Origin of the sequence: Cryobacterium sp. M91 (assembly GCF_002929615.1) — a bacterium.
Taxonomy (GTDB): Bacteria; Actinomycetota; Actinomycetes; order Actinomycetales; family Microbacteriaceae; genus Cryobacterium; species Cryobacterium levicorallinum.
In genome coordinates, this window is sequence record NZ_PJJT01000074.1 from 73,090 (window position 1) to 95,966 (window position 22,877).

Sequence of the window (22,877 nt, forward strand, 5' to 3'; positions counted from 1 at the left end):
TGTCCCCGGGCCCGCCCGCAAGGACGAAGGCGCGTGCCTGGTGCTCGGCCATCTTCGCCTGCGGGGGCCTGTGCCGCGCAGCCTGCGCCCACGCAAAAGAGGCTCAGATCCCCAGCAACGTCGGCACGATAACGAGCCCGTTGAACGTCACGTGCGCCACGATCGCGCCGCCGATTCGTCCGGTTGCCAGCGCGAGCGCAGCCGCGGCGAGCCCGAAAATCAGGGTCGAAACTCCGACCACCACCACGGTCGCAGTGTTTCCCGGGTCGATGGTCACAAGGTGCATCAGAGCAAAGGTCAGCCCGCTCACGCCAACCGCGGTCGGCGCGGCCCAGCGCACGGCGCCGAGCGCCGTCACTCGCGCATAGACGCCCCGCAGCACGAGCCCGCGAAAGAATAGCTCTTCCACGAACGGAGCCAGCAGCAGCGGGGCCAGCAGCGCGCCGAACAGCCACCAGCCGTTGTAGACGGTCTCGCCGAAGGTAGCGCCGGCAGTTCCGATGCTGCCGAAGCCCAGAATCTCGATCAGGCTCGCCACCGTGCGAGCCATCAGGCCGACCCCGAGTCCCCAGATCAGGTCGATTGGCCGAATCGACAGCCGGAGCAGGCTTTTTCTAGAGCGGATGCCGTTCCCCGCGTCGCCCCCGCCGGCCCGAGCAGGAGCAGAGTCGAAACCCCCCGTCGGGTTTGAAACCGCTCCAGCTGCAGCCGCGTCGCTACGAACCGCCGGACCCGGCCCATCCAGCGCCGAGCCCCAGCCGCCGCGCGCCACGCCAGCCCCAGCCACCCCAATCGCCACCAGCATCGGAACCCACACGCACAGGTACCCCAGCAAATTCGCCACATTCGCGTCCCCGAAAGACGTGGAATCGGCCGATATCAGCAGCACAATGGCCACCACAAGGCCGAAGCCCGCCGGCATTAGAACGCTCACAGGCTGTTGCACAACCACTTTCCCCATAAGGCCCAATTTACCGGCACCCATCGCCGGTCGGCGCGAGTTTCAAAGTTCGGTACCCTCAGAAGTGGGGAACCGCGCGTTCGTGCGGTGCAGTACGGGTTGTATTCCTCGACACGAGGGGATCGCCCAAGCATGGAACTTCGCGACTATATTCGCATTCTGCGCAAGAGCTGGGTACTCATCGTGTTGTGCACGCTGGTGGCCGTTGGTGCGGCATCCACTTATTCAATTCTGCAGACGCCACAGTACAGCGCCACGTCCAAGGTGGTCACCCTGACGCAGTCCAGCGGGTCCACCGCCGACCTCGCCCAGGGCAATAACTTCTCGGTCGCGCGCGTCAAGACCTATGCCGAACTCGCGACCACCCCGATCGTGTTGCTTCCCGTCATCGCCAGCCTCGACCTCGGTATCACGCCCGCCGAGCTGGCCAAGAAGGTTGCCGCCGCCGCACAGCTCGAAACCTCGATCATCGACGTGACCGTCACCGATACCGACCCGGTGCGGGCCGCAGACACGGCCAACGCCATTTCGAACAGCCTTACCGTCGTCGTTGAAGAGATTGAAACTCCCGACACGGTCGACGCGACCTCGCCGGTCAAGCTCACCCTCACGCAGGAGGCGACCGTTCCGATCGCGCCGATCAGTCCCAACGTGCCGCTCAATATCGCCCTCGGAGCGCTCGTGGGGCTGGCCCTCGGCGTCGGCGTCGCGGTGCTGCGCGAAACCCTCGAGACGCGCATCCGCAATACTCACGACGTTGAGCAGCTCACCGACCTACCCATTCTCGGCGGCATCGTCTTCGACCCCAAGGCCAAAGAACGACCGCTCATCGTGCACGTCGACCCGCGCAGCCCGCGCGCCGAGTCGTTCCGCACCCTGCGCACCAACCTGCAGTATCTCGACGTGGGCCGGGTCGACCGTTCCTTCGTCATCACCTCCTCGATCGAGAGTGAAGGAAAAAGCACGACGGGCGCCAACCTCGCCATCGCCCTGGCCGACGCCGGATCGCGTGTGCTGCTCGTCGATGCCGACCTGCGCCGCCCCAAGGTCGCGGACTACATGGACGTCGAGGGCGCTGTCGGCCTCACCGACGTTCTCATCGGCCGCGCCGATCTGGCCGACGTTATTCAGCCGTGGGGCAAGGCCCAGCTGTTCGTGCTGCCAGCCGGCCACGTGCCGCCCAACCCGAGCGAACTGCTCGGTTCGACCCGCATGACGCAGCTCATCACCGAGTTCAACCGGGCCTTCGACGTGGTCATTTTCGACGCACCGCCGCTTTTGCCGGTAACGGATGCCGCGATCCTCGCCAAAAATGTGGGTGGCGCCCTCATCGTCGTGGCCGCCGGTCGCACGCACAAGAACCAGCTAACCGGAGCCATCGCCGCCCTCGACAACGTCGGGGCGCCGATCTCCGGTCTCGTACTCACCATGCTCCCCACCAGCGGCCCGGATGCCTACGGTTACGGCCACTACGGCTACGGCTATAGCTACGGTGATCCCGAGGCCATCGCGCCCTCGATCCCGGCTGAACCGGCCCGCGCCCGCGGCGCGCGCGTCAAGTCCTAGCCAGCCCGAGCGGGGCGTGTGCAGGTGCGCGCGTCAAGTCCTGGCCGGTCCCGCGCTCTGCTTGAATAGGGCCATGCCCTCTCCAGACTCGGCACGGCCTGCACCCGACTCTGATGACCCCGCGCCGCACGCGGCCGACGCAGCCTCCGCTGTGCCCGAAGTTTCCGAAGTTTCCGAGGCTGCACGGCCTGACCCCGTCACTCCCGATGCCGCCTCGGCCGAGGAACCCCCAAAATCCCCCACGCGCCGCCGCACCATCGCGGGAGTCCTCGGCCTGCTCATCCTCGTCGTGGCGGCCACCGCCTGGGTCGGCATTCGCGGTCTTCAGGCCAGGGACGCCCTCGAAGCCGCCGTTCCGCTCGCGTCGACCATTCAGGACGAAATCCTGGCCGGCGACGGTGAACAAGCGGCCCAAACCGCTGCCGACCTGGCCGAATTCGCGGCAATAGCTCGGTCGCACACGAGCGACCCGATCTGGCGCGGCTACGAATTTCTGCCGTTTCTCGGACCGAATCTCACGGCCGTGCGTGAACTCGCTACCGTCGTCGATGATGTCGCCCAGAACGCCGTCACCCCGCTGGCCGGTCTGGCCGGAACCCTCGACCTGAACGCGTTCAAGCCCGTCGACGGATCGATCGCCCTGCAACCCCTGCTCGACGCGCAGTCGTCAGTTGACCAGGCCAACACAGCCCTCGCCCGCGCCGTAGAAGATGTCACTGCGATCGACACCGACAACGTACTCGCCGTGGTGCGCGACGCCGTCACTCGGCTGCAGAGCGTCACCGAGCAGACCGCGAGCAGCCTGGACGCCATGGACCGCGCCGTCACCCTGCTGCCGGCCATGCTCGGCGGGGCCGCTCCGCGCGACTATATCTTGCTGTTTCAGAACCTGGCCGAGCTGCGCGCGACCGGCGGCATCCCCGGTGCTCTTGCCCTGGTGCATACCGATCAGGGCAGCGTCGAACTCACCCAGCAGGCCACCGCTGAGGACTTTGACCCGTTTGCCGCGCCGGTGCTGCCGCTCGGCGACGACACGACCCTGATCTACGGGGACATCACCGGCGAATACATCCAAAATGTCACCCTCACGCCCGACTTCGCCCAAACCGGAGCCCTGGCCCGCGAAATGTGGCGGCTCCAATTCGGCCTCGAAGCCAACGGCGTGCTCTCGATCGACCCGGTTGCACTGAGCTACCTGCTCGATGCCACCGGCCCGATCACCCTCGCTACCGGCGACGAACTCAACGCCGACAACGCGGTGTCACTGCTCCTGCACGACGTGTACGCGCGCTATGACGACTTGAAGCAGCAGGACATCTTCTTCGCGGCCGCCGCCGGCGCCGTGTTCGACGCCGTCAAGAGCGGTCGCGCCGACCCGACCAAACTCATCAGTGCGCTCGCCCGCGCCGGAGCCGAACACCGCGTGCTGGTCTGGAACGCCGACGAGACCGAACAGGCTGTGCTCGCCGACACCACCCTCGCCGGCGACCGCCCGTTCAGTGACGATTCGACGAACCGATTCGGTCTCTATATCAACGACCTCTCCGGTGCGAAAATGGACTTCTACCTCGACGTTGAAACCGCCATCGGCCAACAGACCTGCCGCACCGACCGGCGCCCGCAATACACGCTCGAGGTCACCGTCACCAACACTGCACCAGCGGATGCCGCCACCTCCCTTCCCGTCTACGTCACCGGCCGCGGCATCTCGGGAGTGCCGCTCGGCAACATCAAGACCATGGTCTCGGCCTACGGTGTTCCGACGATGTACAACCTCGGTGTCACGCGGGACGGCGTCGACGCGGAACATGTTCCCGCGACCGATGCCAGCTATCCGGTGACGTCGCTGGTCTTCGAACTGGCTCCCGGCGAAAGCACCGTTTTGCACTTTGACTGGCTCGGCACCGGGCCGTTCACCGGTGATCTCGCCCTGCGCAGCACCCCGTTGATAACGCTGTACGAAACCGAGAAGCTCGACCTCAGTTGTTAGCGTCGACTCGCAATTCACCGCGCAGGCGCTAACCGGCTGGTGCGCTCTGCTTGAATAGGGCAATGTCTTCGTCCCGTTCCGCGCACGCCGCACCCGCGAAAAAGCCGAAAAAAACACGAACCATCGTCGGGCTCTCCGCACTCGGGCTGCTCGTGATCGTCGTGGCGGCCACCGCCTGGGTCGGCATTCGCGGTCTGCAGGCCAAAGACGCCCTCGAAGCTGCCGTTCCGCTCGCGTCGACCATTCAAGACCAGATCCTCGCCGGTAACGGTGAACAGGCGGCCCAAACCGCCGCCGACCTGGCCGAATTCGCGGCGACAGCGCGATCGCGCACGAGCGACCCGATCTGGGGCAGCTACGAAATGCTCCCGTTCCTCGGCCCCAACCTCACGGCCGTGCGCGAACTGGCCGCCGTCGTCGACGATGTCGCCCAGAACGTCGTCACCCCGCTGGCCGGTTTGGCCGGCACCCTCGACCTGAACGCGTTCAAGCCCGTCGACGGATCTATCGCCCTGCAACCTTTGCTCGACGCACAGCCGCCCGTCGTGCAGGCCAACACCGCGCTCACCAGCGCCGCAGAAGATGTCAATGCCATCAATACCGACGATGTGCACGACGCCGTGCGCGACGCTGTCACCCGGCTGCAAACCGTCACCAACGACACCGCGGTCACGCTCGACGCCATGGACCGCGCCGTCACCCTGCTGCCGGCCATGCTCGGTGCGACGGCACCGCGCGACTACATTCTGCTGTTTCAGAACCCGGCCGAACTGCGCTCCACCGGTGGTATCCCCGGCGCGCTCGCCCTGCTGCACACCGACAACGGAGGCATCGAACTCACCCAACAGGCCAGCTCGAGCTCCTTTCCGCAGTACGAAGCCCCCGTATTGCCGCTGAGCGACGCCACCCGATCCATCTACGGCGACATCACCGGCGAATTCATTCAAAACGTCACGATGACCCCGGACTTCGCAGAGACCGGTGCGCTCGCCCGCGAAATGTGGCGCCTCGAATTCGGCCTCGAAGCCAACGGCGTGCTCTCGGTCGACCCGGTCGCGCTGAGCTACCTGCTCGATGCTACCGGCCCGATCACCCTCGCCACCGGCGACGAACTCACCGCCGACAACGCCGTGCAGCTGCTGCTGAGCGATGTCTACGCGCGCTACGAAGTGCCGGCTCAGCAGGACGCCTTCTTCGCGGTCGCGGCTGGCGCCGTATTCGACGCCGTGAAGAGCGGCCGCGCCGACCCGACCAAACTCCTCGCCGCACTCGCCCGTGCTGGAGCCGAACACCGCGTGCTGGTCTGGAACGCCGACGAGACCGAGCAGACCGTTCTCGCCGGCACCACCCTGGCCGGCGCCCGGCCGGTCAGTGACGACCAGACCAATCGCTTCGGCCTCTTTCTCAACGACGGCACCGGCGCCAAAATGGACCTCTACCTCGACGTCTCCACCGCCCTCGGCCAGCAGACCTGCCGGGAAGACCTGCGCCCGCAGTACACGCTCGAGGTCACCCTCAGCAATACCGCACCAGCGGATGCCGCCACCAGCCTCCCCGCGTACGTGACCGGCGGCGGCGTGTTCGACGTGCCCCTCGGCAGCATCAAGACCGTTGTTTCGGCCTATGGAACCCCCGAGGTGCAGAACCTCGGCCTCACCCGCGACGGCGCTGAGGCGCCGTACCATCCGGCGGCCGATGCCACCTACCCGGTGAGCACCATCGCGATCGAACTGGCACCCGGTGAAAGTACAGTGCTGCGCTTCAACTGGCTCGGCCCGGAGCCATTCTCCGGCGATCTCGAGCTGCGCAGCACGCCACTGATCGCGCTCAACGACACGGCATCACTAGACTTCATTTGCTAGGGGTTCGCCCAGAGCGTTCCTGCCACACAATGCACTACGGGGGATTCGTCTTGTTTAGAAAAGTTCTTGCCACGCTCGCGCTCGTCGGAGTCGCCGTTTTGGCCGGTCCAGTGGCCGCGCACGCCGCCGGGTACGTGGCCGCCGACCTCATCACCGTCTCCGGTAGTCAGGCCGCCGGCAGCACGGTGAGAGTAGCGTTCGATCACGACGCCTTCACCGCCGAGGAGCAGGTTTCGATCGCCGTGTCGGGCGAAGGCTCGGCCACCCTGGCCACGCTGCGTTCCGCTACCGTCGACACCCAGAAGGCGGCCACGAGTACCGGCGCCCTCGACTTCAAGGTCACCCTGCCGAACGACGCAACCGGCTCGTACACCCTCACCGCCATCGGAGACAGCTCGCAGAACATCGGCACCGCCACGATAACGGTCGTTGCCGCCGACGGAGCCGGCCTCGCCACCGCCGGATTCGACGTGCCGACCGCCCTCATCTACAGCGCCGCCGGCGCCCTGCTGCTCGGCCTGGGCCTCGTCATCACCCTCCGTGTCACCCTGCGCCGCCGCGCTACCACCGCCTGATTCGACAGCTCACCCCCTGATTGTGGGCCGCTTGCGCAACCAAGTGGCCCTTTCACCTGTGTCAAGCTACTGGTTGGCAACTTTGTATCGCAACGAAAGGTAGCAGCGTGGAACTCCGCGACTACATCCGCATCCTTCAGAAGAGTTGGATGCTCATCGTGGCGCTGACCCTCGTGGCCGTCGCGGCGGCATCCGTTTTCTCAATTTTGCAAACACCGACGTTCAGCGCGACGAGCCGGGTGTTCGTATCGACACAGTCCAGCGGCAGCACGAGCGATCTCGTGCAGGGCGCGAGCTTCACGGTCGCTCGGGTCAAGACCTACTCCGGCATCGCGGTCTCACCGCTGGTGCTGCTGCCGGTCATCGAGACCCTCCGGCTAGACCAGACCGCAGCCGAACTCGCCAGGAACATCGCTGTGTCGGCGCCGCTCGATACCGCGATCATTGACATTGCCGTCACCGACGACGACCCGCGCCGCGCCGCCGACATCGCCAACGCGGTCTCCGAGAGCCTCGCCGTTGGCGTGCAGGAGATCGAGCAGCGCGACGCGGTCACTGGGGCGCCCACCGTGAAACTCACCCGCATCCAGGTGGCCAGCGTTCCGTCCGCTGCGGTCGCCCCGAACGTTCCCCTCAATATTGCGCTCGGCGCGCTCGTGGGCCTCGCCCTCGGCGTCGGCCTCGCGGTGCTGCGCGAAACGCTCGACACCCGCATTCGCAGCCAGCGCGATGTGGAACAGGTCACCGCGCTGCCCATCATCGGCGGTATCGTCTTCGATCCGAAGGCGACCGAGCGCCCGCTCATCGTGCACGCCGACCCGCGCAGCCCGCGCGCGGAGTCCTTTCGCACGCTGCGCACCAACCTGCAGTACCTTGACGTGGAGCGGCGGGACCGCTGCTTCGTGGTCACCTCCTCGATCGGCAGCGAGGGCAAGAGCACCACGAGCGCCAACCTGGCCATTTCGCTAGCGGATGCCGGCACCCGCGTTCTGCTCGTCGACGCCGACCTGCGCAAACCGCGCGTCGCCGACTACATGAACATCGAGGGCGGTGTCGGCCTCACCGACGTGCTCGTCGGCCGAGCCGAACTCGAGGATGTCATTCAGCCCTGGGGCAGCGGTCAGCTGTTCGTGCTGCCCGCCGGGCGCATTCCGCCGAACCCGAGCGAGCTGCTCGGGTCGTCGCGCATGGCGCAGATCATCGAGGAGTTCAACCGCACCTTTGATGTCGTCATTTTCGACAGCCCGCCGCTGCTTCCCGTAACGGATGCCGCTATTCTCGCCAAGAGCGTCGGTGGCGCCATTGTCATCGTCGCCGCGGGACGCACCCAGAAGAACCAGCTCACCGGAGCCATCGCCGCGCTCGACAAGGTCGGCGCTCCGATCAGCGGCGTCGTCATGACCATGCTGCCGACCAAGGGACCGGATGCCTACGGCTACGGCCACTACGGCCAGTACGGTTACGGACACACCTACGGCGACACCGGTTCGGCCCCCGAGGTCATCGCTCCCGCCTACTCGCGCCGATCAAGGGCCAAAGCATGACCGCCCGCATCCTCATCGTCTGCACCGGAAACATCTGCCGGTCGCCACTGGGGGAGCAGCTGCTGCGGGAAAACCTGCGCAACGCCAACATCGATGCCGTGGTCACGAGCGCCGGAACCCACGCCATGACGGGCAGCGCCATGACGCCCGAAGCCGCCGCTCTGTCGACGCAATACGGCGCGTCAAACACCGAGCACGTCGCTCGGCAGCTCACCGAGAAGCTCATTGCCGACGCCGACCTCGTGCTCGCTGCCACCCGCGATCACCGTCGAGACGTCGTCACCCTGCTGCCCAAAGCCACTCGCTACACCTTCACCCTCAACCAGTTCGCCCGCCTGGTGGCCCCGGCCAAAGCCGAAGATTTCGCCGCTGACACTTCCCGCGCTGACGCCCAAACAGGCCTCGACTTCCCCGCCTTCGTCGCGTCCGTCGCCTCGACCCGCGGACTCCACCCCTCGCCTAACCCGCCGACCCTCGACGACGTCGAGGACCCTTACCGCCAGCCCGCTGCCGTCTATGACCGCGCCGCCGCCGCGATCAACGCCTCCGTCACCACGATCACCGCCGCCCTGATCGCGGCCGGAGCCTAATGACCCAGCACCCCCGCCGGCGTCGCATCATCGCCTACTCCGCTATCGGACTCTTCCTGCTCATCGACGCCGTGCTCATCACGAGCGCCCTCACCTCGACCTCGGTTGATGCTGCCGCCGACGCGTCTTCGGAGCCGGCCGCCACGGCATCCGCTTTTCCCGTGCCGAGCGCCACCCGGACGACCTCGCCAACGGCCGCGCCCACGGTGATGCCCCTGCCGGCCACCCGCCTGCTCTCCGCGGTGTCGGCCACCGCCGCCTGGCGTGCCAGCACCGGAACCTGCAGGGCCCCGGCCGCACCCGAACTCAGTACCGATTCCGGATCCAGCTGGACCGCCACCGACGCCACCGGCCGCTCCGGAGTCACCGCCCTGCAGTCCATCGCGGCCCAGAGCGAATCGGTCGCCGAGTTCATCGGCCTCGACGACGACTGCGCCCCGCAGTTCGTCAAGACCTTCGTCGCCGGAGACAACTACTCCAGCTACCCCGACGAGCTCGACGACGCGTGGTACGTCGACCCGGCCGACCGCGCCGCCGTGCACGGACCAGACGGCCTGGCCTCGGCGCCGTGCGACGCGGTCGTCGCCCTCGCTGCGAGTCCGGCCGACGCTGACTCCGCCGCCGTTCTCTGCGCCGACTCACGCATCTTCGCCACAACGAATGCGGCCGCCTCCTGGTCAGCGCCCCTGACCGTCCCCGGAGTGCTCACCCTCACCGCAACCGACCGGGGTTACATCGCCCTGGCCGCGGGGGACCCGGCCGCCTCGTCGGCGGACTCCGGCTCGGTCGCGTGCCTCGGCCTTAGCGTCGTCGACGTCGGCGTGCTCGACCCTGCCACTGACCCTGCCGCCGAGACCGCTGCACTAAGCGCGAGCACCACTGGCTGCTACGCCACCGACGAAGCTCCCGCCGAACTGGCCGCAAACATTGCGGTCGCATCCGCCGAGGACACCCTCTGGCTCTGGATCGGCGACCTCACCCTGCGCTCCACCGACGCCGGCCAGTCCTGGCTCTAGTTGCCCCGAGTATGCGGCGCCCACTTCTCCACAGTTCCTAGAATCCCCAGCACACCCCTGCCAGCGGGACTAGTCTCACTCCATGGACGACAACGTCTCGTGGCTGTTCGAGAAGCAAGACGTGGAACGTCCGCGCCTCTGCCCGCAGTGCGGGGACGCCATGGAGGTTTCCTGGCACGGTGACGGCTATGACTACGGCTGCACGAATCTCGGCTGTACGCAGCTCTACTTCGGCCCGCCCTATTCCGAGGCCGAGCTGGCCAGCGATGCTCCGCTCGAGCTGAGCCCGCCCAATTGCCCCCGCTGCCTGATGCGCATGGGGGCCGTTTCCGACGGAGAGACCTGGCGATTCGTCTGTCTCCAAAACGGATGCGACGGCATCTGGCCGCCCCGCGACTCCCGTTAGCGTCCTCTCCGGCTGGCCGCCCCGCCCCCGCGCTGGTCGAGGCCAGCGAGGCGGCAACAGTCGTCACGGCATCCGCTTCCATGTCGGAAAGGTAGATCAGAGTGCCGCTCGCGCTCACCGTCAAAGACGCCACCCGCGAAACGGCCGAACCGTCACCGACCGTGCCCGACAGCGTGACCGTGTGCTGCCCCGCCGAGAGCCCCGCCGACAGCATCGCCTGGGCAGACCGAGGTCAGGCCATTGAAATCGCTCCGCTGAGCCCCTAAAGTCGCGCGTCGGTTACAACCGGCTCAACTCACTGCTCGACGGTTCGGGGAAAGGGGTCAGAATACAAAATCTACCCCGGGGTGGCGCGACCGTGCGGCTCGCCAGAAGAAGTTCAGCGAGCTGGAAGCGCGGAGCCCTAGGCTTCGCCAGGTGGACAGTACAAGAATGCGCTCGGCCGCGATCGATGGCTTGCGCGTTATCGGCATTGTGGCCATCGTGGCTGGGCACGTCTGGTCGGACCAGAGCAATGACATCGCCCGCATGGGTCTCTACACCTGGCACGTTCCCGTGTTCTTCTTTCTCAGCGGATACCTCTGGGCCAACGAACGCACGCTGGGCGTCGAATTCCGCAAGCGGGTACGCACTCTGCTCGTGCCCTACGTCGCGTGGCTGCTCGCTATCGGCGCCGTCTACGGCACGTACCTCTGGGCAAACGGGCAGGCTCTGCAGGTAGGCAACGTGTTGCTCGGCGGTTCCTACATGGGCGCACCATTCTTCGCCTTCTGGTTCGTTACCGCGCTCTTCGGCGCCTGCCTGTTGCTTCGTGCACTGCAGCGCTTTCCCGTCTGGCTACCCTGGGCGGTTGCCGGTGCCGGGTTGACCGTCGCCTACCTCGCCCCCGACGCATTGACCGCCGTCCCCTTCTCGCTGGGCGTTGCCGTGCCCGCCATGATCTTCATCCTCGCGGGCATTTCCTTTCGCCGGATCGCCCCGCGGCTCAAGTCGAGGGGCTGGGTTTCAGTGGCCCTCCTGGCCGGCTCAGCAGCCCTCATCGTTACCGGCCTCTCGCAGCCACTAGACATGAAGCAGGGTGATTTTGGCACTCCTGTCGTGAGCGTCGTGGTTGCCAGCGCCATCTCTGCAGGTCTCGTCCTCTTATTTCAAAGGGTGTTTGCTTCCATCAGGCCACGGGTTGCCGGAGCTGTTACGCGGGCGGCCACCGTCGGGCTCGCGGTTGTGCTGACCCACAGTGCATTCATTTTGTTGTTCAGCGCGTTCCCAATCGACCTACCCGCGGTAGTGGTCTTCCTCATCGTTCTCGTGATTTCGTGGACATTCGCGTACTTCATTAGTCGAATGCCGCTCGGTAGCGTCTTCACCGGTTCTGCCGCGACTCCCGCCCGACGACCGAGCGACAGGTGAGTGCTACTACGATTTAGTAGTACCACGCGGCTATTACGAAATCGTATTACTTTGGTGGGGCCGCCAAGAGGAATCGTCGTCGTGTGGCTGGATGCCCCAACGGCCCGACCATCCAGGAGGTTTTGGCTGAAGCGTAAGACCTCATCTTGCAGTGTGGGCTCCGCCGAAGCGTGCAAGCTCCACCGCCTCAACCCCAAGGTTCATCGTCGTGCTCGCAAATTCCGCTGGTCGAGCTTGCCGAGACCGCCATCGACCACCGTGACTATGCCTGCGAAACGCGACACCTTCCTCCGCTCGAGATCGTCAAAGACGCAGCCGTCAAACGTGGCAGTTTGACGGGTTGTCCCAAGGCCGATATCGCAACGGGCCTCCGTGCCTCTACTGCTTAGACGCCTGCGGTGGTACTGCGGGCTACGACATAGCTAACGAAGCCGAAGACTGTAAATTCGAGCCTTCCGAAGGCGGGGAAGTGCGGCACCCCTTTTGATGACTCGGTCTCGCACCGTCGCGATAACGGTCAACGCGCACCCGCGTCGCAATAGGCGGTCCGAGCGGAATCAGAGCGGATGCCGCAGCTCCGACGATGCCGCCACCACCCGCTGGTCGAGGCGCGAGGTACCAGCGATCGACGTCGAGGCCGCAACATGGCTGCCGTCAACCATCCTCATGCGGGCCCTCATTTCAAGCGGATGCTCACGACGTGGGCATGCTTCCTCCGGCGATGTACGCGCTCACCGGGTACGCGGCGTGCCGGTCCAGGTTTTGGCGGCCCCGGCCCCGGTCATAGCGTCATGGCGCGTCGTGATTCGTGGGTCGCTGTGTCGGGCGAATATTTGTACATCGCGAAGTGGTGCGCCGGCGTCGAGGGCGGCCGTGATGGCTGCGTGCCGCATCGTGTGTGGGTGGGTTCCGGCGGGGAGGCCGGGTCGTTTGACGAGGATCTTGCAGCGGCCGTACGCGCCGCGCCGGTTTTGCGCCGTGCCGCGCTTGGTGAGCACCACGGGGCCGGTGGTTCGGTCGCTGGCGGCTGCGAGGAGGGCGCGCAGCACCGGCTCCGGTAGTGGCATTGTCGCGTCCTTGTTGCCTTTGCCCGTCAGTCGAAGCGCGCGGTGTCCGCGGACCTCGTCCTGAAAGTCTTCGATCTGCACAGTGCAGGCCTCGCTCACGCGGAGGCCCATCCGTCCCATGAGTGCAAACAAGGCGCCGTCGCTCGGGCACGACGCCGACGCGAATATACGCCGCACAACAGACACCAAAAAGTGCCCCCATCCAACCCTGACCAGGGGCGTGAGTTCTCCGTCGCTCTGGGCGAGTGTTTCATCCGCCAAGGCAGTCGCGGGCTCGACACAAGCGCATGCCGACCATGGCGGCCCGACGGTCCGGCACAGCGGTCCTCTGCGCTTGGATGGTCGGTAGCAGCCAGGTCAGGCCGTTCTCAGGGTGCTGACGCCATTCGCGAATGACTCCTCGAACTTGGCGAGCTGCGACTGTGGCACGCCGTTGCCGATAGCGATGTCTCGCCACCTGGTGATCTCGTTGGCAACGTTAGCGAGTACCGCCCTGGCCTCGGCTGCGGAGAGCCGACAGGCGCGGGCGAGCTCCATGAGTCCTGCGGATTCGTCAGCGGGTGAGTCGGCACCCGCGATCGTGGTCTGGCGGAGCTCGGGATTCGGATTCGGGTTCACGTCGAACGCCGAACTGAGCGTCCATCCTCCGCGGCCGTGGAGGAACCCGTGGTTGCGCAGGTGGTCATCGGTGTTGTTCAGCCCGACGCTGACTGCGACGCGACAGAACAGCTGGCGCGAGTCTTCTTTCGCCTGGGCACTGACCTCGGCAAGGATGTCGGCGATGTCGACGTAGTCGGCATGATCTCCGTCACGGTGCTCGAGCATAGTCATCACGCTCGTGTAGCCGATGCGGTCGCCCGTCTTTGTGCGGTCGAACCGATTGAGCAACAGCACGTGCCGCCCCTCGACACGAACGAGCCTTCGGGGCGGAACAGTCACTCCGGCCGAAGCGGCGAGGTCCAGTGCCGTGGCTTCCCAGGCCATAACGTCCCAGTCGTCTTCAAGGTGCGGGAACTTCGCGATGAGCTGGCGGCCGTCGCTGTCGAGCACAGCTGCTTTGGGCCGAGCGCCGCCGAGGGAGCCGGTCCCAGCTGCCAGGAGCAACTTCACGGCCTCGTAACCGTCGGGGCCCGTATCACTTGAAGCGGTGTCGGCTGCATGGAGAAGTCCCGGAAGGCGCAGTAGCCGCGGCACGGTGTGGCCGGGATCGAGGAACTCCGCATTCGACTCAGCACGGTATCGCAGCGCACCCTGGCGGGTAAAGTCGCTGACCCCGGCCAGGAAGTCCGCGTCGTCGAAATCACGTGGCCGGCGAGACTCGAGTCCCGCAAGGGCTCGCTCTCGCTTCTTGATGAGGTTGCGTCCCCAGCGATCCGGCGCCGAGTCGGAGAATGCTCCAGGCAGGCCCTGTGTCTGTTGGGCGCCGGAGACGAGCTGTAGGGCGGGGTCGAGCTGGTACGCCGAGGTGTGAGCGAGATATGCCTGGTCGTACTGAAAAGTCGTCGAGGTGAGGGTGCCGCGGCTGCGGTGAAACTGCGCGCGGCCAGCAAGCAGCGTCTCGCCGGCCAGCTCAAGATGCACTTCGAGTGCGTCGTAGACGGTCATCGGATGCGCTTCCTCTCGAGCTGGCCGGCGCGTGCGCGACCGAGATCGGTGTCGAGCGGGTCTAGTGCCTCGGTGATCGTCTCGAGGAGGCCGAGGGCGCGGGAGACGCGCAGCACGACGTGGAAGCTCACGGTTGGATCGCCGTGCTCAAGCTTACGAAGCGTGTCTCTCGTAATATCGGCGCGGTCTGCGACCTGGGCGGCCGTGAGTCCAAGAATCTTCCGCCAGCCGGCAAAGTCCAGGCCGATCTCGCGTGCGGACCTGATGATGGCACTGGGCAGTTCTGTCACCACGTGACACCTCCGACATTATTGACGAGTATCGAATCCATTATAGCAATTAGTGGGTGATGCACTAGCCATTGTCTGGAGGCCATAATCTCGCGACGACCGCTGGTGTCGGCACGCGTCCCCACGGGCGAAACTGTTCAACTCGCCAACCGTAGGCCCATCGATGTTCTGCATCGTGACGACCTCGTTCCGGACCAGATCGGCTGGTGAGAGGGGATCCGCACGGTCACCGTTCCTACGGCTATCGACCAAGGGATTCAGAGCGGCGTTCCCAGTCGACTTCTAAACCAAGCCATCAGCAGCGCCCGGGCTCTGGGCCGCGTCACCGACCAACAGCACTCCCGGCTGGTCCGGGCATTAGAAGAGCGAGCATGACCGTGAATCCATTGAATGATCTCCCGGTCGAGGAGCGAGGTCCCAGCGATCGACGTCGAGGCCGCAACATGGCTGCCGTCAACCATCCTCATGCGGGCCCTCATTTCAAGCGGATGCTCACGACGCGGGCATGCTTCCTTCAGCAATATAAGCGCTCACCAGGTGCGCGGCGTGCCGGTCTAGGTTTTGCCGGCCCCGGTCATAACGCGTAGTGATGCGTGGGTCGCTGTGCCGAGCGAATATTTGTACATCGCGCAGTGGTGCGCCGGCGTCGAGCGCGGCCGTGATGGTGGCGTGCCGCATCGGGTGCGGGTGGGTTCCGGCTGGAAGGCCAGCTCGCTTGACGAGGATCTTGCAGCGGCCGTCCGCGCTGCGCCGGTTCTGTGCCTTGCCGCTTTTGGTGAGTACGACGGAGCCGGTCGTCCGGTCGCGGGCGGCTGCGAGGAGGGCGCGCAGCACCGGCTCCGGTCGGGGCATTGTCGCATCCTTGTTGCCTTTGCCCGTGAGTCGAAGATACACAGCTGGATTAGGGTCCGAGCAGCGCCAGTGGCACGACGGCAACGCCGTCCTGCCGGCGGTACGCGTGTGAACCGGCGTAAATGAGCACCATGTCGGTGAGGTCTTCTCCGAGTTGCTCTTTAAGCCACAGAAGGTGGCGTACGTCGCTGCTGTCTGGGGCGCCGGTCAGTTTTACTTCTACAGCGATATTGGTTCCGTCATTTCGGTGAAGCAGGAAGTCTATTTCGTGGTCTCTGCGTGATGTGCGGATGTGTTCGACAACGGCTTCTGCGGCTTGCGCATAGGTCTGCAGACTGAGTGCGACGAGCGCCTCAAATAGGGCGCCCAGCGCCGTTCTGTCCTGAGGCCCGAGCATCTTGGTCCTCGCACCAGCCAATAGCCGCGGCTCATCGAGACCGAGAAGGCGCGCGGAAAGCGCTGGGTCGGCCAGAAAGTGCTTAGGGGACAAGCTCAGCCGTGCAAAGTCGTTGCCTGGATGCCACGCGGGTACTGGATCGAGGAGCCACAGCTGAGTGAGGGCATCACGATATCGCTCAGTCGTCGATCGTGCGGGAACATCGCTGCCAGAGGAGGCAGCTTGGGCAATAGTGGTGCTGGTTGCCGTGGAGCCGGTCGCTGCGGCGTATGCCGCCATCCAAGACTTCAGCTGCGCCGGTTGCCCGCGCAGCATCCCCTCGTCCACGACCTCGTGCTCTACGACGCGTTGGACGTAGCCGTCGAGGCGAAGACGCCGTGCGCGACCGGGCAACGATCGAATTCCCGGAAAGCCGGAGGCCACAATCTCCTGCACGTACCCTTCCAGGTCGATCTCGGTCTCGCCGACGCCCGCCGCACCCACCCCGCTGGTCGAGGCCAGCCTTGAATCGAGGGAGCAAGCTCGCGCTGCGATCGACGCGCAATCAGGGGGCTCGATACACTGAACCGAGAGTCCGACGCCGCGCCGGGACGAAGGAATAGGTTTCATGAGTCGAATATCGCTGGTCGATGACCTGGTGGAGAGTCTCCTCGACCGGATTCTGCGGGGGGTGTTCGCGGCGCATGAGATGCTTCCTCCGGAGGCGGTTCTGGCCGAGGAAGCCGGCGTCAGCCGCCTGACGGCCCGCGAGGCGATCAAGACCCTTCAGGCACAGAAGATTGTCTCGGTCCGGCGTGGGCTGGGCACCTTTGTCAACCCACCTTCGGACTGGTCGAGCCTCGACGCGATCCTGCGCGCCGCCGCGCACGACCTGGGCAGTTCCGAGGTGCCGCTGCGGCTGCTCGAGGTGCGGCGCATGGTGGAAACCGGCTCGGCCGAGCTGGCAGCGCGCAACCACCAGGACAGCGACCTCGTGTCGCTCGATGCGACGATCGCCGAAATGGAAGCCGCTTACGTGGACGGCGACCTCGAACGCCTCACCCGGAACGATCTCGCGTTCCATGACATCATCCTCGCGGCCAGCGGCAACCCCTTCGTGCCCGCTCTGATGGGACAACTCGGCCAGCTGCTCTATACGCTGCGGCGGGAAACATCCGCTTTCACTGAGGTGCAGGAACACGCCATCGCGCATCACAAAATCGTGCGCTCGGCAATTGCGAGCCGCAACCCCGATGAGGCGCGCCGCGCCATGGAAGCGCATATTCAGCAGACCTTTGCGGACTACGAGAACTTCATCCAAGCGCAGTCCTAGCTAGACATCAGACGTCAGATATCTATTAGGCTGGTGGTGCGGTCCACACAGAAGTGGGCCCTCGACCGAAGGAATGACCCGTGAGCGACATTACTTTTCCCACCGACCGCACCGCAGTCTTGACCGGTGCCGCCTCCGAACGCGGAATCGGCCGGGCAACGGCCGACAAGCTTGCCTCGCTCGGCTGGTCGATTGCCATCGTCGACATTGACGGCGATGCTGCGCGAGAGGCGGCCGCCGCGATTACGGCGGCTCGCGGTATCCGTGCGATTGGCGTCGCTGCCGATGTCTCGGACAAGGACTCGGTCAACGCGGCCATCTCCAAAATCGAGGCCGCGATGCCGCCGATCGTGGGCCTCGTGAATCTCGCCGGAATCAGCTCGCCCACCGAATTCATGAATGAAACCGTTGAGGCCTGGGACCGCGTCTTCGCGATCAACATGCGCGGCTCTTTCCTGGTCTCTCAGCGCGTGCTCGCCGGCATGATCGAGCGTCAGCTCGGCCGCATCGTGAGCATCTCCTCCATCTCCGCCCAGCGCGGTGGCGGCACCTACTCCAAGGTCGCCTACAGCGCTTCCAAGGCGGCCATCATCGGCTTCACACGCGCCCTGGCCCGCGAAATGGGCCAGCACAACATCACCGTGAACGCCGTGGCTCCCGGCCCGATCGACACCGACATCATGGGCGGCACCCTCTCGGACGAGCGCAAAAACGCTATGTCCGCCGATATTCTCATGGGACGCGTCGGCACCCGCGACGACGTCGCCGCGCTTATCGCCTTTCTGTTGAGTGCAGACGCCGGCTACATCACCGCAGCGACCTACGACATCAACGGTGGGCTGCAGGTTTCATGAGCCCCACCGACGACGCAGGGCGGATGCTCGCCCGGGAGCTGCTGGCGGGGTTCCCCGCTGAAGTGGAAGTGCTGGCTCAGGATGTCGCCGCCGCGGTGGCCGCAACCGGTCGCGTTCTGATCGTGCTCGATGACGACCCCACCGGAACCCAGTCGGTAGCCGACCTGCCGGTCCTCACCCACTGGGAGCCCTCGGACTTTCGCTGGGCGCTCGGCCTGGGGGCGCCGGCGATCTATGTGCTCACCAATACGCGCAGCCTCGAACCCAACGCGGCCGCCGAGCGCAACCGCCAGGTCGTCACCAATGCGCTCGCCGCTGCCGACGGGGTTGCGCTGGCTTTCGTCAGCCGGGGGGATTCAACCCTGCGTGGTCACTTTCCGCTCGAACCCGACGTCATCGCCGAGACGCTGCGCAGCCGTGCCGGGGTGCAGACCGATGGCGTGGTGATCGTCCCCGCCTTTCCTGATGCCGGGCGGGTGACCATCGGCGGGGTGCACTACATGCGCTCCGCGGCCGACGAGCTCACTCCCATCGCCGACACCGAGTTCGCCCGGGACGCAACGTTCGCCTTCGCGCACTCGCGCCTGGCCGACTACGTCGAGGAAAAAAGCGGCGGACGGCTGCCGGCGTCGGCCGTCATCGGCATCGACTTGGCGATCCTGCGCGCCGGGCCCGGAGCGATCGCAGCCGCGATCGAGCCCGCCACCGATGCAACCCCGATCGTCGTCGACGCGGCCACCGAAAATGACCTGCGCCTGCTGGCCCTCGGCCTTGACGAAGCAGAGCGCCGCGGCAAACGACTGATCTACCGGGTGGGTCCGCCGTTTGTGCGGGCGCGCATCGGCCAGGACGTACGCCAACCGCTCAGCGCAGCGGATGCCTTCGGCGACACCGTTCCGGCCCGCGCGGGCGGCCTGATCGTCGTGGGCTCGCATGTAGCCATGACCACTCGCCAGCTCGACGCCCTCACGAGCGCGCACTCGGCGGCCCAGGTGGTTGAGATCGACGTTGCCGGGCTCCTCTCGCCCGATTCGCCGGCCGACCTGCGTGTAGTTGTCGACCGTGTGGTCGACGCCCTTGCTTGCGCCGACGTCATCCTGCAGACCAGCCGGGTGCTGGTGAGCTCGACCGACCCGGCCGACAGTCTGCAAATCGCCCGAACAGTCTCCGCCGCGGTTGTCGAGGTCGTGAAAGGAGTGGTTGCGCGCATCCGTCCGCGGTTCGTTATCGCCAAGGGCGGTATCACCTCCTCGGATGTCGCCGCGCTCGGCCTGCAGATTCGCCACGCGATCGTGCGCGGGCCCATGTTGCCTGGCATCGTCTCGCTCTGGCAGCCGGTGAACGGGCCAGCGGCCGGCATCCCCTACATCGTGTTTGCGGGCAACGTCGGCGACGATGAATCGCTCCTCGCCGTCGTGCGCACACTCAGCGCGTTTGGTGTGGCACCGGAGTAGTCCCGCTTCGATCAGCGCGGCTCGGCGCCCACCTTGACCGAGATGACGGCGACACCCTCCGACCGGTAACGGTCGAGGATGTCGTCGTCGACCTCGTTAGTGATCAGGGTCCACCCGTGCGGCAGTGGCGCCCAGGCCGGTACCGCGCCGCGGGCGAGCTTGCTCGCATCGGCAAGAACGACGACGCGGCGCGCGCGGCGGGCCGCGGTGTCCTTAACCTGAGCCTCAGACAGGGTCGGCTCGCCGACGCCATCGATGGGGTCAACGGCGTCGACCCCGAGAAAGGCGATGTCCACCATGTAGCGGCCGAGGGCGAGATCTGCGAGTGGCCCCACGAGCCCGTGGCTGGTGCGGGCGACCCGGCCGCCGGTGACGACGACATCGACGCCGGGAGCGGATGCGAGATACAGCGCGCTATCGAGACTTCGGGTGACCACGGTGAGGCCCTCGGTGTGCCAGAGCTGCCGAGCGACTTCCCCGCAGGTAGACCCGGCATCGAGAAAGATGGTGGCGCCTGGCGGCACGAGTTCGACGGCGCGGGCAGCAATCGCTACTTTTGCCGCGTGCTCGACGGTGACGCGGTCGCTGAGTTCACGCTCTCTAAACGGCGGGGCAGAGCTGGCGCCGCCGTAGGTGCGGGTGATGTCCCCGGTGGTGTTGAGGTGGGCCAGGTCGCGCCGCACGGTGGACCGTGAGATCTGGAGTGCGGTCGCGAGCTCGTCGACCCCCGTCGATCCGGCGCGCACCAGAGCGAGGAGTCGTTCATGCCTCGCCCTGGTGCCGCGTCGGTAATCGGTCGGCGCCGGGGCATCCGTTTGGCTGGGCCTGGTCGCCATGAGCGTTAGCCGAGGATCAGGTTTGCGAGGAACAAAAGCGGGATGGATCCGGCCCAGATGGCGGTGGTAATGCCCGACCAGCCCTTGAGCGCGCTCGTGCCTTCGAGACCGGTGAAGGTTGTGACGACCCAGAAGTAGGAGTCGTTGAAGTAGCTGAACACCATGGAACCAGCGGTGCAGGCCAGAACGGCGACGATGGGGTCGATGCCGAGGGTTGTGACCAACGGAGCGGAGACGGCGGCTGCAGTGATCATGGCGACGGTACCGGAACCCTGGGCGATGCGCACGACGGTCGCGATGAGGAACGGGATGAGGAAGGCCGGCAGGTTGGTGGAACCGATCGCTTCGGCGAGGGCGTCGCCGACTCCGGAGGTGCGCAGAACCTGGCCGAGCGCGCCGCCGGCACCCGTGATGAGCAGAATGAGTCCAGCGGATGCTGCGGCCTCGGCGAGCCAGCCGTTGACCTTGCCGCGCGGCGTCCAGCGGGGGAGGAGCACGTAGACGGCGAGCAGCATGCCGATGATGAGTGCGATCACGGGGTTACCGATGAAGGCGAGGGGAATGACCCAGTCGGAGGGCGTGTAGTCGCCCGTGAGCGCGCCCTGTGTGCTCTTGTCAACGGCGGTTCCCACCGTGTTGAGCAGAATGAGCAGAAGCGGCAGGGCGAGGGGAAGCGCGGCGAGCAGAGCGTTGACGCGATGCGGCTTGGCGCCGGCGGGCGGCGTGCCGAGGTCGGGCTCTTCATCGGCGTCGAGCTCAGCAAAGAGTGCACCGGCGTCGGTCGAGTCAGCATCACGCTCGAGGGTTTCGGTGGCCGTCGTCGCGCTGCCGCCGTGCGATTGCTGTGTCACGGCCGCAGTGCCGTACACGGCCTGGCGAACCGCCGGGGTCACCGCGGACTCAAGCTTGGGACCGACCCACTTGGCATACATCACCACGACGGGCAGCAGCAGCACGGTGAAGATGCCGCCGACGATGATCACCATGCCGAGGTCGGCGCCGAGGATGCCGGCCACCGCGAGGGGACCGGGGGTCGGGGGCACGAGGTGGTGGGTGAGCGTCATGCCGGCACCGAGGGCGAGGGCGATGGTCACGTAGCCCCCGCGCTTGACCCGCGCGATTGAACGGGCCAGCGGGTTCATGATGACGTAGCCCGCGTCGCAGAACACAGGAACCGACACGATGGCGCCGACGCTGCCCATGGCCCAGGGTTCGCGGCCCTTTCCGAAGAGCTTCAGGAACGCCTGTGCCAGTGATTTTGCTGCGCCGGAGACTTCGAGGATCTTGCCGATTCCGACTCCCAGCCCGATCACAATACCGATCGACGCGAGGGTGTTTCCGAACCCGGTGGTGATGGCGGTGACAATCTCGAGGGCCGGTTGGCCGGCAACGAAGCCGGTTACCAGAGCCGCCGCGAGGAGGGCTGCAAAGGCGTCCAGGCGGGTGCGGAGCACCAGAACGATGATCGTCGCAATCCCTAGAACGAGAGCGGCGATGAGTCTTATATCCACAGTGATATCTCCTTGAGCAGGGCGAGGCCCGGCAGCAGCGCGCGGACCTTCCCAGTATGTCTAATGAAGATGCGCAAAGCAAGCGACTTAGTGAGTCATACTGCGCATTTCATCCACTTAGTGGGATTATTTACGCAAGTTCGGGGCGAGCGATCCCGACCCGCCGACTTCGCAATCTTGATCAGTGGGCGGTCATTCATGCGGCTTTCTGGGCAGAGGTGATCCATTGGGTCGCGGCTGAGCATTCGCGCGCATCGCCGTAGGTGTAGAGAGCCAGGGCTTCAAGCCCTCGGCGGTGTACCTCGTCGCCTTCAATGACAGCAATATCGCCGGAGTCATCGAGGCCCAGACGAGACTTTCTGGCCGCGCGGCTGGCGTCATGTGCGACCAATACGCCCAGTCCGCCGCCAGCGGAGAGGCCAAGCTCACTGGCCAGCACGGAAACGCAACGACTCTTGGCCTCGTCGCTTGCAGCTCGTCTCAGCGAGACCCGGTCCCGAAGGACCTGGCCCGCGAGCGCGCCTACGTCCAAGCTCCGGACGCGGTGCTTCAGTCGGCTCCGTTCGGTGCTGCTCAACTCAGTTGTCTTCCCCGTGGCGAGTAGGTCAAGAGCGGCCTTCTGTACCGCGTCTGTCCAGTTGCGGCCCCGGAATTTGTCAAGGCGAATGAGACCAGTGGGAGTTTAGGCGGCTAGGGCGTGTCTCCTAACCCAGTGGGTTGGTTGTGAGAGCATTTAGATGTGACTCGCACCGTTTTCCTTACTGATTCGCAGTGGTCGT

Annotated in this window: 22 protein-coding genes; 13 read left to right on the forward strand and 9 right to left on the reverse strand. The window is 65.8% G+C overall.

The features are described 5' to 3' along the window. Nucleotides 1-103 precede the first annotated feature (103 nt). Nucleotides 104-934 (reverse strand): CPBP family intramembrane glutamic endopeptidase, encoded by an 831-nt coding sequence (locus CXY80_RS04555; RefSeq protein ID WP_233194978.1) that lies wholly within the window; start codon nucleotides 932-934, stop codon nucleotides 104-106. A 159-nt stretch (nucleotides 935-1,093) separates the two neighbouring features. Here CXY80_RS04555 and CXY80_RS04560 point away from each other — a divergent pair, with 159 nt between their 5' ends. From CXY80_RS04560 to CXY80_RS04600, 10 genes are all read left to right on the forward strand, one after another. Then, nucleotides 1,094-2,527, forward strand: coding sequence for a polysaccharide biosynthesis tyrosine autokinase (locus CXY80_RS04560; RefSeq protein WP_104131762.1), 1,434 nt, complete (start codon nucleotides 1,094-1,096; stop codon nucleotides 2,525-2,527). 73 nt (nucleotides 2,528-2,600) lie between these two features. Next, nucleotides 2,601-4,517 (forward strand): DUF4012 domain-containing protein, encoded by a 1,917-nt coding sequence (locus tag CXY80_RS04565; RefSeq protein ID WP_104131763.1) that lies wholly within the window; start codon nucleotides 2,601-2,603, stop codon nucleotides 4,515-4,517. A 62-nt stretch (nucleotides 4,518-4,579) separates the two neighbouring features. Next, the gene (locus CXY80_RS04570; protein ID WP_104131764.1) at nucleotides 4,580-6,379 is read left to right on the forward strand and encodes a DUF4012 domain-containing protein; all 1,800 of its coding nucleotides are present in this window, start codon (nucleotides 4,580-4,582) and stop codon (nucleotides 6,377-6,379) included. Nucleotides 6,380-6,429: 50 nt separating this feature from the next. Beyond that, nucleotides 6,430-6,954: a hypothetical protein gene (locus CXY80_RS04575; protein WP_146070680.1), complete on the forward strand. Its 525-nt coding sequence runs from the start codon at nucleotides 6,430-6,432 to the stop codon at nucleotides 6,952-6,954. A gap of 107 nt (nucleotides 6,955-7,061) precedes the next feature. Further along, nucleotides 7,062-8,498, forward strand: coding sequence for a polysaccharide biosynthesis tyrosine autokinase (locus CXY80_RS04580; RefSeq protein WP_104131766.1), 1,437 nt, complete (start codon nucleotides 7,062-7,064; stop codon nucleotides 8,496-8,498). Continuing rightward, nucleotides 8,495-9,088, forward strand: a complete 594-nt coding sequence (locus tag CXY80_RS04585; protein WP_104131767.1) for a low molecular weight phosphatase family protein — start codon at nucleotides 8,495-8,497, stop codon at nucleotides 9,086-9,088. Before CXY80_RS04580 ends, CXY80_RS04585 begins: the two co-directional genes overlap by 4 nt. Further along, nucleotides 9,088-10,104, forward strand: coding sequence for a hypothetical protein (locus tag CXY80_RS04590; protein ID WP_104131768.1), 1,017 nt, complete (start codon nucleotides 9,088-9,090; stop codon nucleotides 10,102-10,104). The genes CXY80_RS04585 and CXY80_RS04590 overlap by 1 nt, the downstream gene beginning before the upstream one ends. 82 nt (nucleotides 10,105-10,186) lie before the next feature. Continuing rightward, nucleotides 10,187-10,510, forward strand: a complete 324-nt coding sequence (locus tag CXY80_RS04595; RefSeq protein ID WP_092448221.1) for a hypothetical protein — start codon at nucleotides 10,187-10,189, stop codon at nucleotides 10,508-10,510. 101 nt (nucleotides 10,511-10,611) lie between these two features. Next, nucleotides 10,612-10,776 (forward strand): hypothetical protein, encoded by a 165-nt coding sequence (locus CXY80_RS19400; RefSeq protein WP_158251566.1) that lies wholly within the window; start codon nucleotides 10,612-10,614, stop codon nucleotides 10,774-10,776. Between the two features lie 151 nt (nucleotides 10,777-10,927). Further along, nucleotides 10,928-11,920: an acyltransferase family protein gene (locus CXY80_RS04600; RefSeq protein ID WP_146070681.1), complete on the forward strand. Its 993-nt coding sequence runs from the start codon at nucleotides 10,928-10,930 to the stop codon at nucleotides 11,918-11,920. 731 nt (nucleotides 11,921-12,651) lie between these two features. On the opposite strand, the gene CXY80_RS04605 is transcribed toward CXY80_RS04600, so the two are convergent. From CXY80_RS04605 to CXY80_RS04625, 5 genes are all read right to left on the reverse strand, one after another. After that, nucleotides 12,652-13,164, reverse strand: coding sequence for a tyrosine-type recombinase/integrase (locus tag CXY80_RS04605; protein WP_104131770.1), 513 nt, complete (start codon nucleotides 13,162-13,164; stop codon nucleotides 12,652-12,654). A 180-nt stretch (nucleotides 13,165-13,344) separates the two neighbouring features. Further along, the gene (locus CXY80_RS04610) at nucleotides 13,345-14,592 is read right to left on the reverse strand and encodes a type II toxin-antitoxin system HipA family toxin (protein ID WP_104131771.1); all 1,248 of its coding nucleotides are present in this window, start codon (nucleotides 14,590-14,592) and stop codon (nucleotides 13,345-13,347) included. Then, nucleotides 14,589-14,882 carry a helix-turn-helix domain-containing protein gene (locus CXY80_RS04615; RefSeq protein ID WP_369828626.1) on the reverse strand — a complete coding sequence of 98 codons (294 nt, stop codon included), beginning with the start codon at nucleotides 14,880-14,882 and terminating at the stop codon, nucleotides 14,589-14,591. The genes CXY80_RS04610 and CXY80_RS04615 overlap by 4 nt, the downstream gene beginning before the upstream one ends. 492 nt (nucleotides 14,883-15,374) lie before the next feature. Then, nucleotides 15,375-15,776 carry a tyrosine-type recombinase/integrase gene (locus CXY80_RS04620; RefSeq protein ID WP_255411831.1) on the reverse strand — a complete coding sequence of 134 codons (402 nt, stop codon included), beginning with the start codon at nucleotides 15,774-15,776 and terminating at the stop codon, nucleotides 15,375-15,377. A gap of 7 nt (nucleotides 15,777-15,783) precedes the next feature. After that, a complete protein-coding gene (locus CXY80_RS04625) occupies nucleotides 15,784-16,614 on the reverse strand; it encodes an ATP-binding protein (RefSeq protein ID WP_199182221.1) in 831 nt (276 codons plus the stop codon). 124 nt (nucleotides 16,615-16,738) lie between these two features. On the opposite strand from CXY80_RS04625, the gene CXY80_RS04630 reads away from it, so the two are divergent. The 3 genes from CXY80_RS04630 (at nucleotide 16,739) to CXY80_RS04640 (ending at nucleotide 19,751) form a co-directional block, all read left to right on the forward strand. Continuing rightward, nucleotides 16,739-17,443 (forward strand): FadR/GntR family transcriptional regulator, encoded by a 705-nt coding sequence (locus CXY80_RS04630; protein ID WP_092448217.1) that lies wholly within the window; start codon nucleotides 16,739-16,741, stop codon nucleotides 17,441-17,443. 80 nt (nucleotides 17,444-17,523) lie between these two features. After that, on the forward strand, nucleotides 17,524-18,297 hold the full coding sequence (locus tag CXY80_RS04635; protein WP_092448216.1) for an SDR family NAD(P)-dependent oxidoreductase: 774 nt from the start codon (nucleotides 17,524-17,526) through the stop codon (nucleotides 18,295-18,297). Next, nucleotides 18,294-19,751, forward strand: coding sequence for a four-carbon acid sugar kinase family protein (locus tag CXY80_RS04640; protein WP_233194980.1), 1,458 nt, complete (start codon nucleotides 18,294-18,296; stop codon nucleotides 19,749-19,751). The genes CXY80_RS04635 and CXY80_RS04640 overlap by 4 nt, the downstream gene beginning before the upstream one ends. A gap of 11 nt (nucleotides 19,752-19,762) precedes the next feature. Here the strand turns inward: CXY80_RS04640 and CXY80_RS04645 are convergent, their stop codons facing one another. The 3 genes from CXY80_RS04645 to CXY80_RS19075 all read right to left on the reverse strand — a co-directional run bounded on the left by CXY80_RS04645 (nucleotide 19,763) and on the right by CXY80_RS19075 (nucleotide 22,630). Further along, nucleotides 19,763-20,587: a DeoR/GlpR family DNA-binding transcription regulator gene (locus tag CXY80_RS04645; RefSeq protein WP_104131774.1), complete on the reverse strand. Its 825-nt coding sequence runs from the start codon at nucleotides 20,585-20,587 to the stop codon at nucleotides 19,763-19,765. Nucleotides 20,588-20,592: 5 nt separating this feature from the next. Further along, on the reverse strand, nucleotides 20,593-22,098 hold the full coding sequence (locus CXY80_RS04650) for a GntP family permease (protein WP_199182222.1): 1,506 nt from the start codon (nucleotides 22,096-22,098) through the stop codon (nucleotides 20,593-20,595). A 196-nt stretch (nucleotides 22,099-22,294) separates the two neighbouring features. After that, a complete protein-coding gene (locus CXY80_RS19075) occupies nucleotides 22,295-22,630 on the reverse strand; it encodes a hypothetical protein (protein WP_233194983.1) in 336 nt (111 codons plus the stop codon). Between the last annotated feature and the right edge of the window lie 247 nt (nucleotides 22,631-22,877).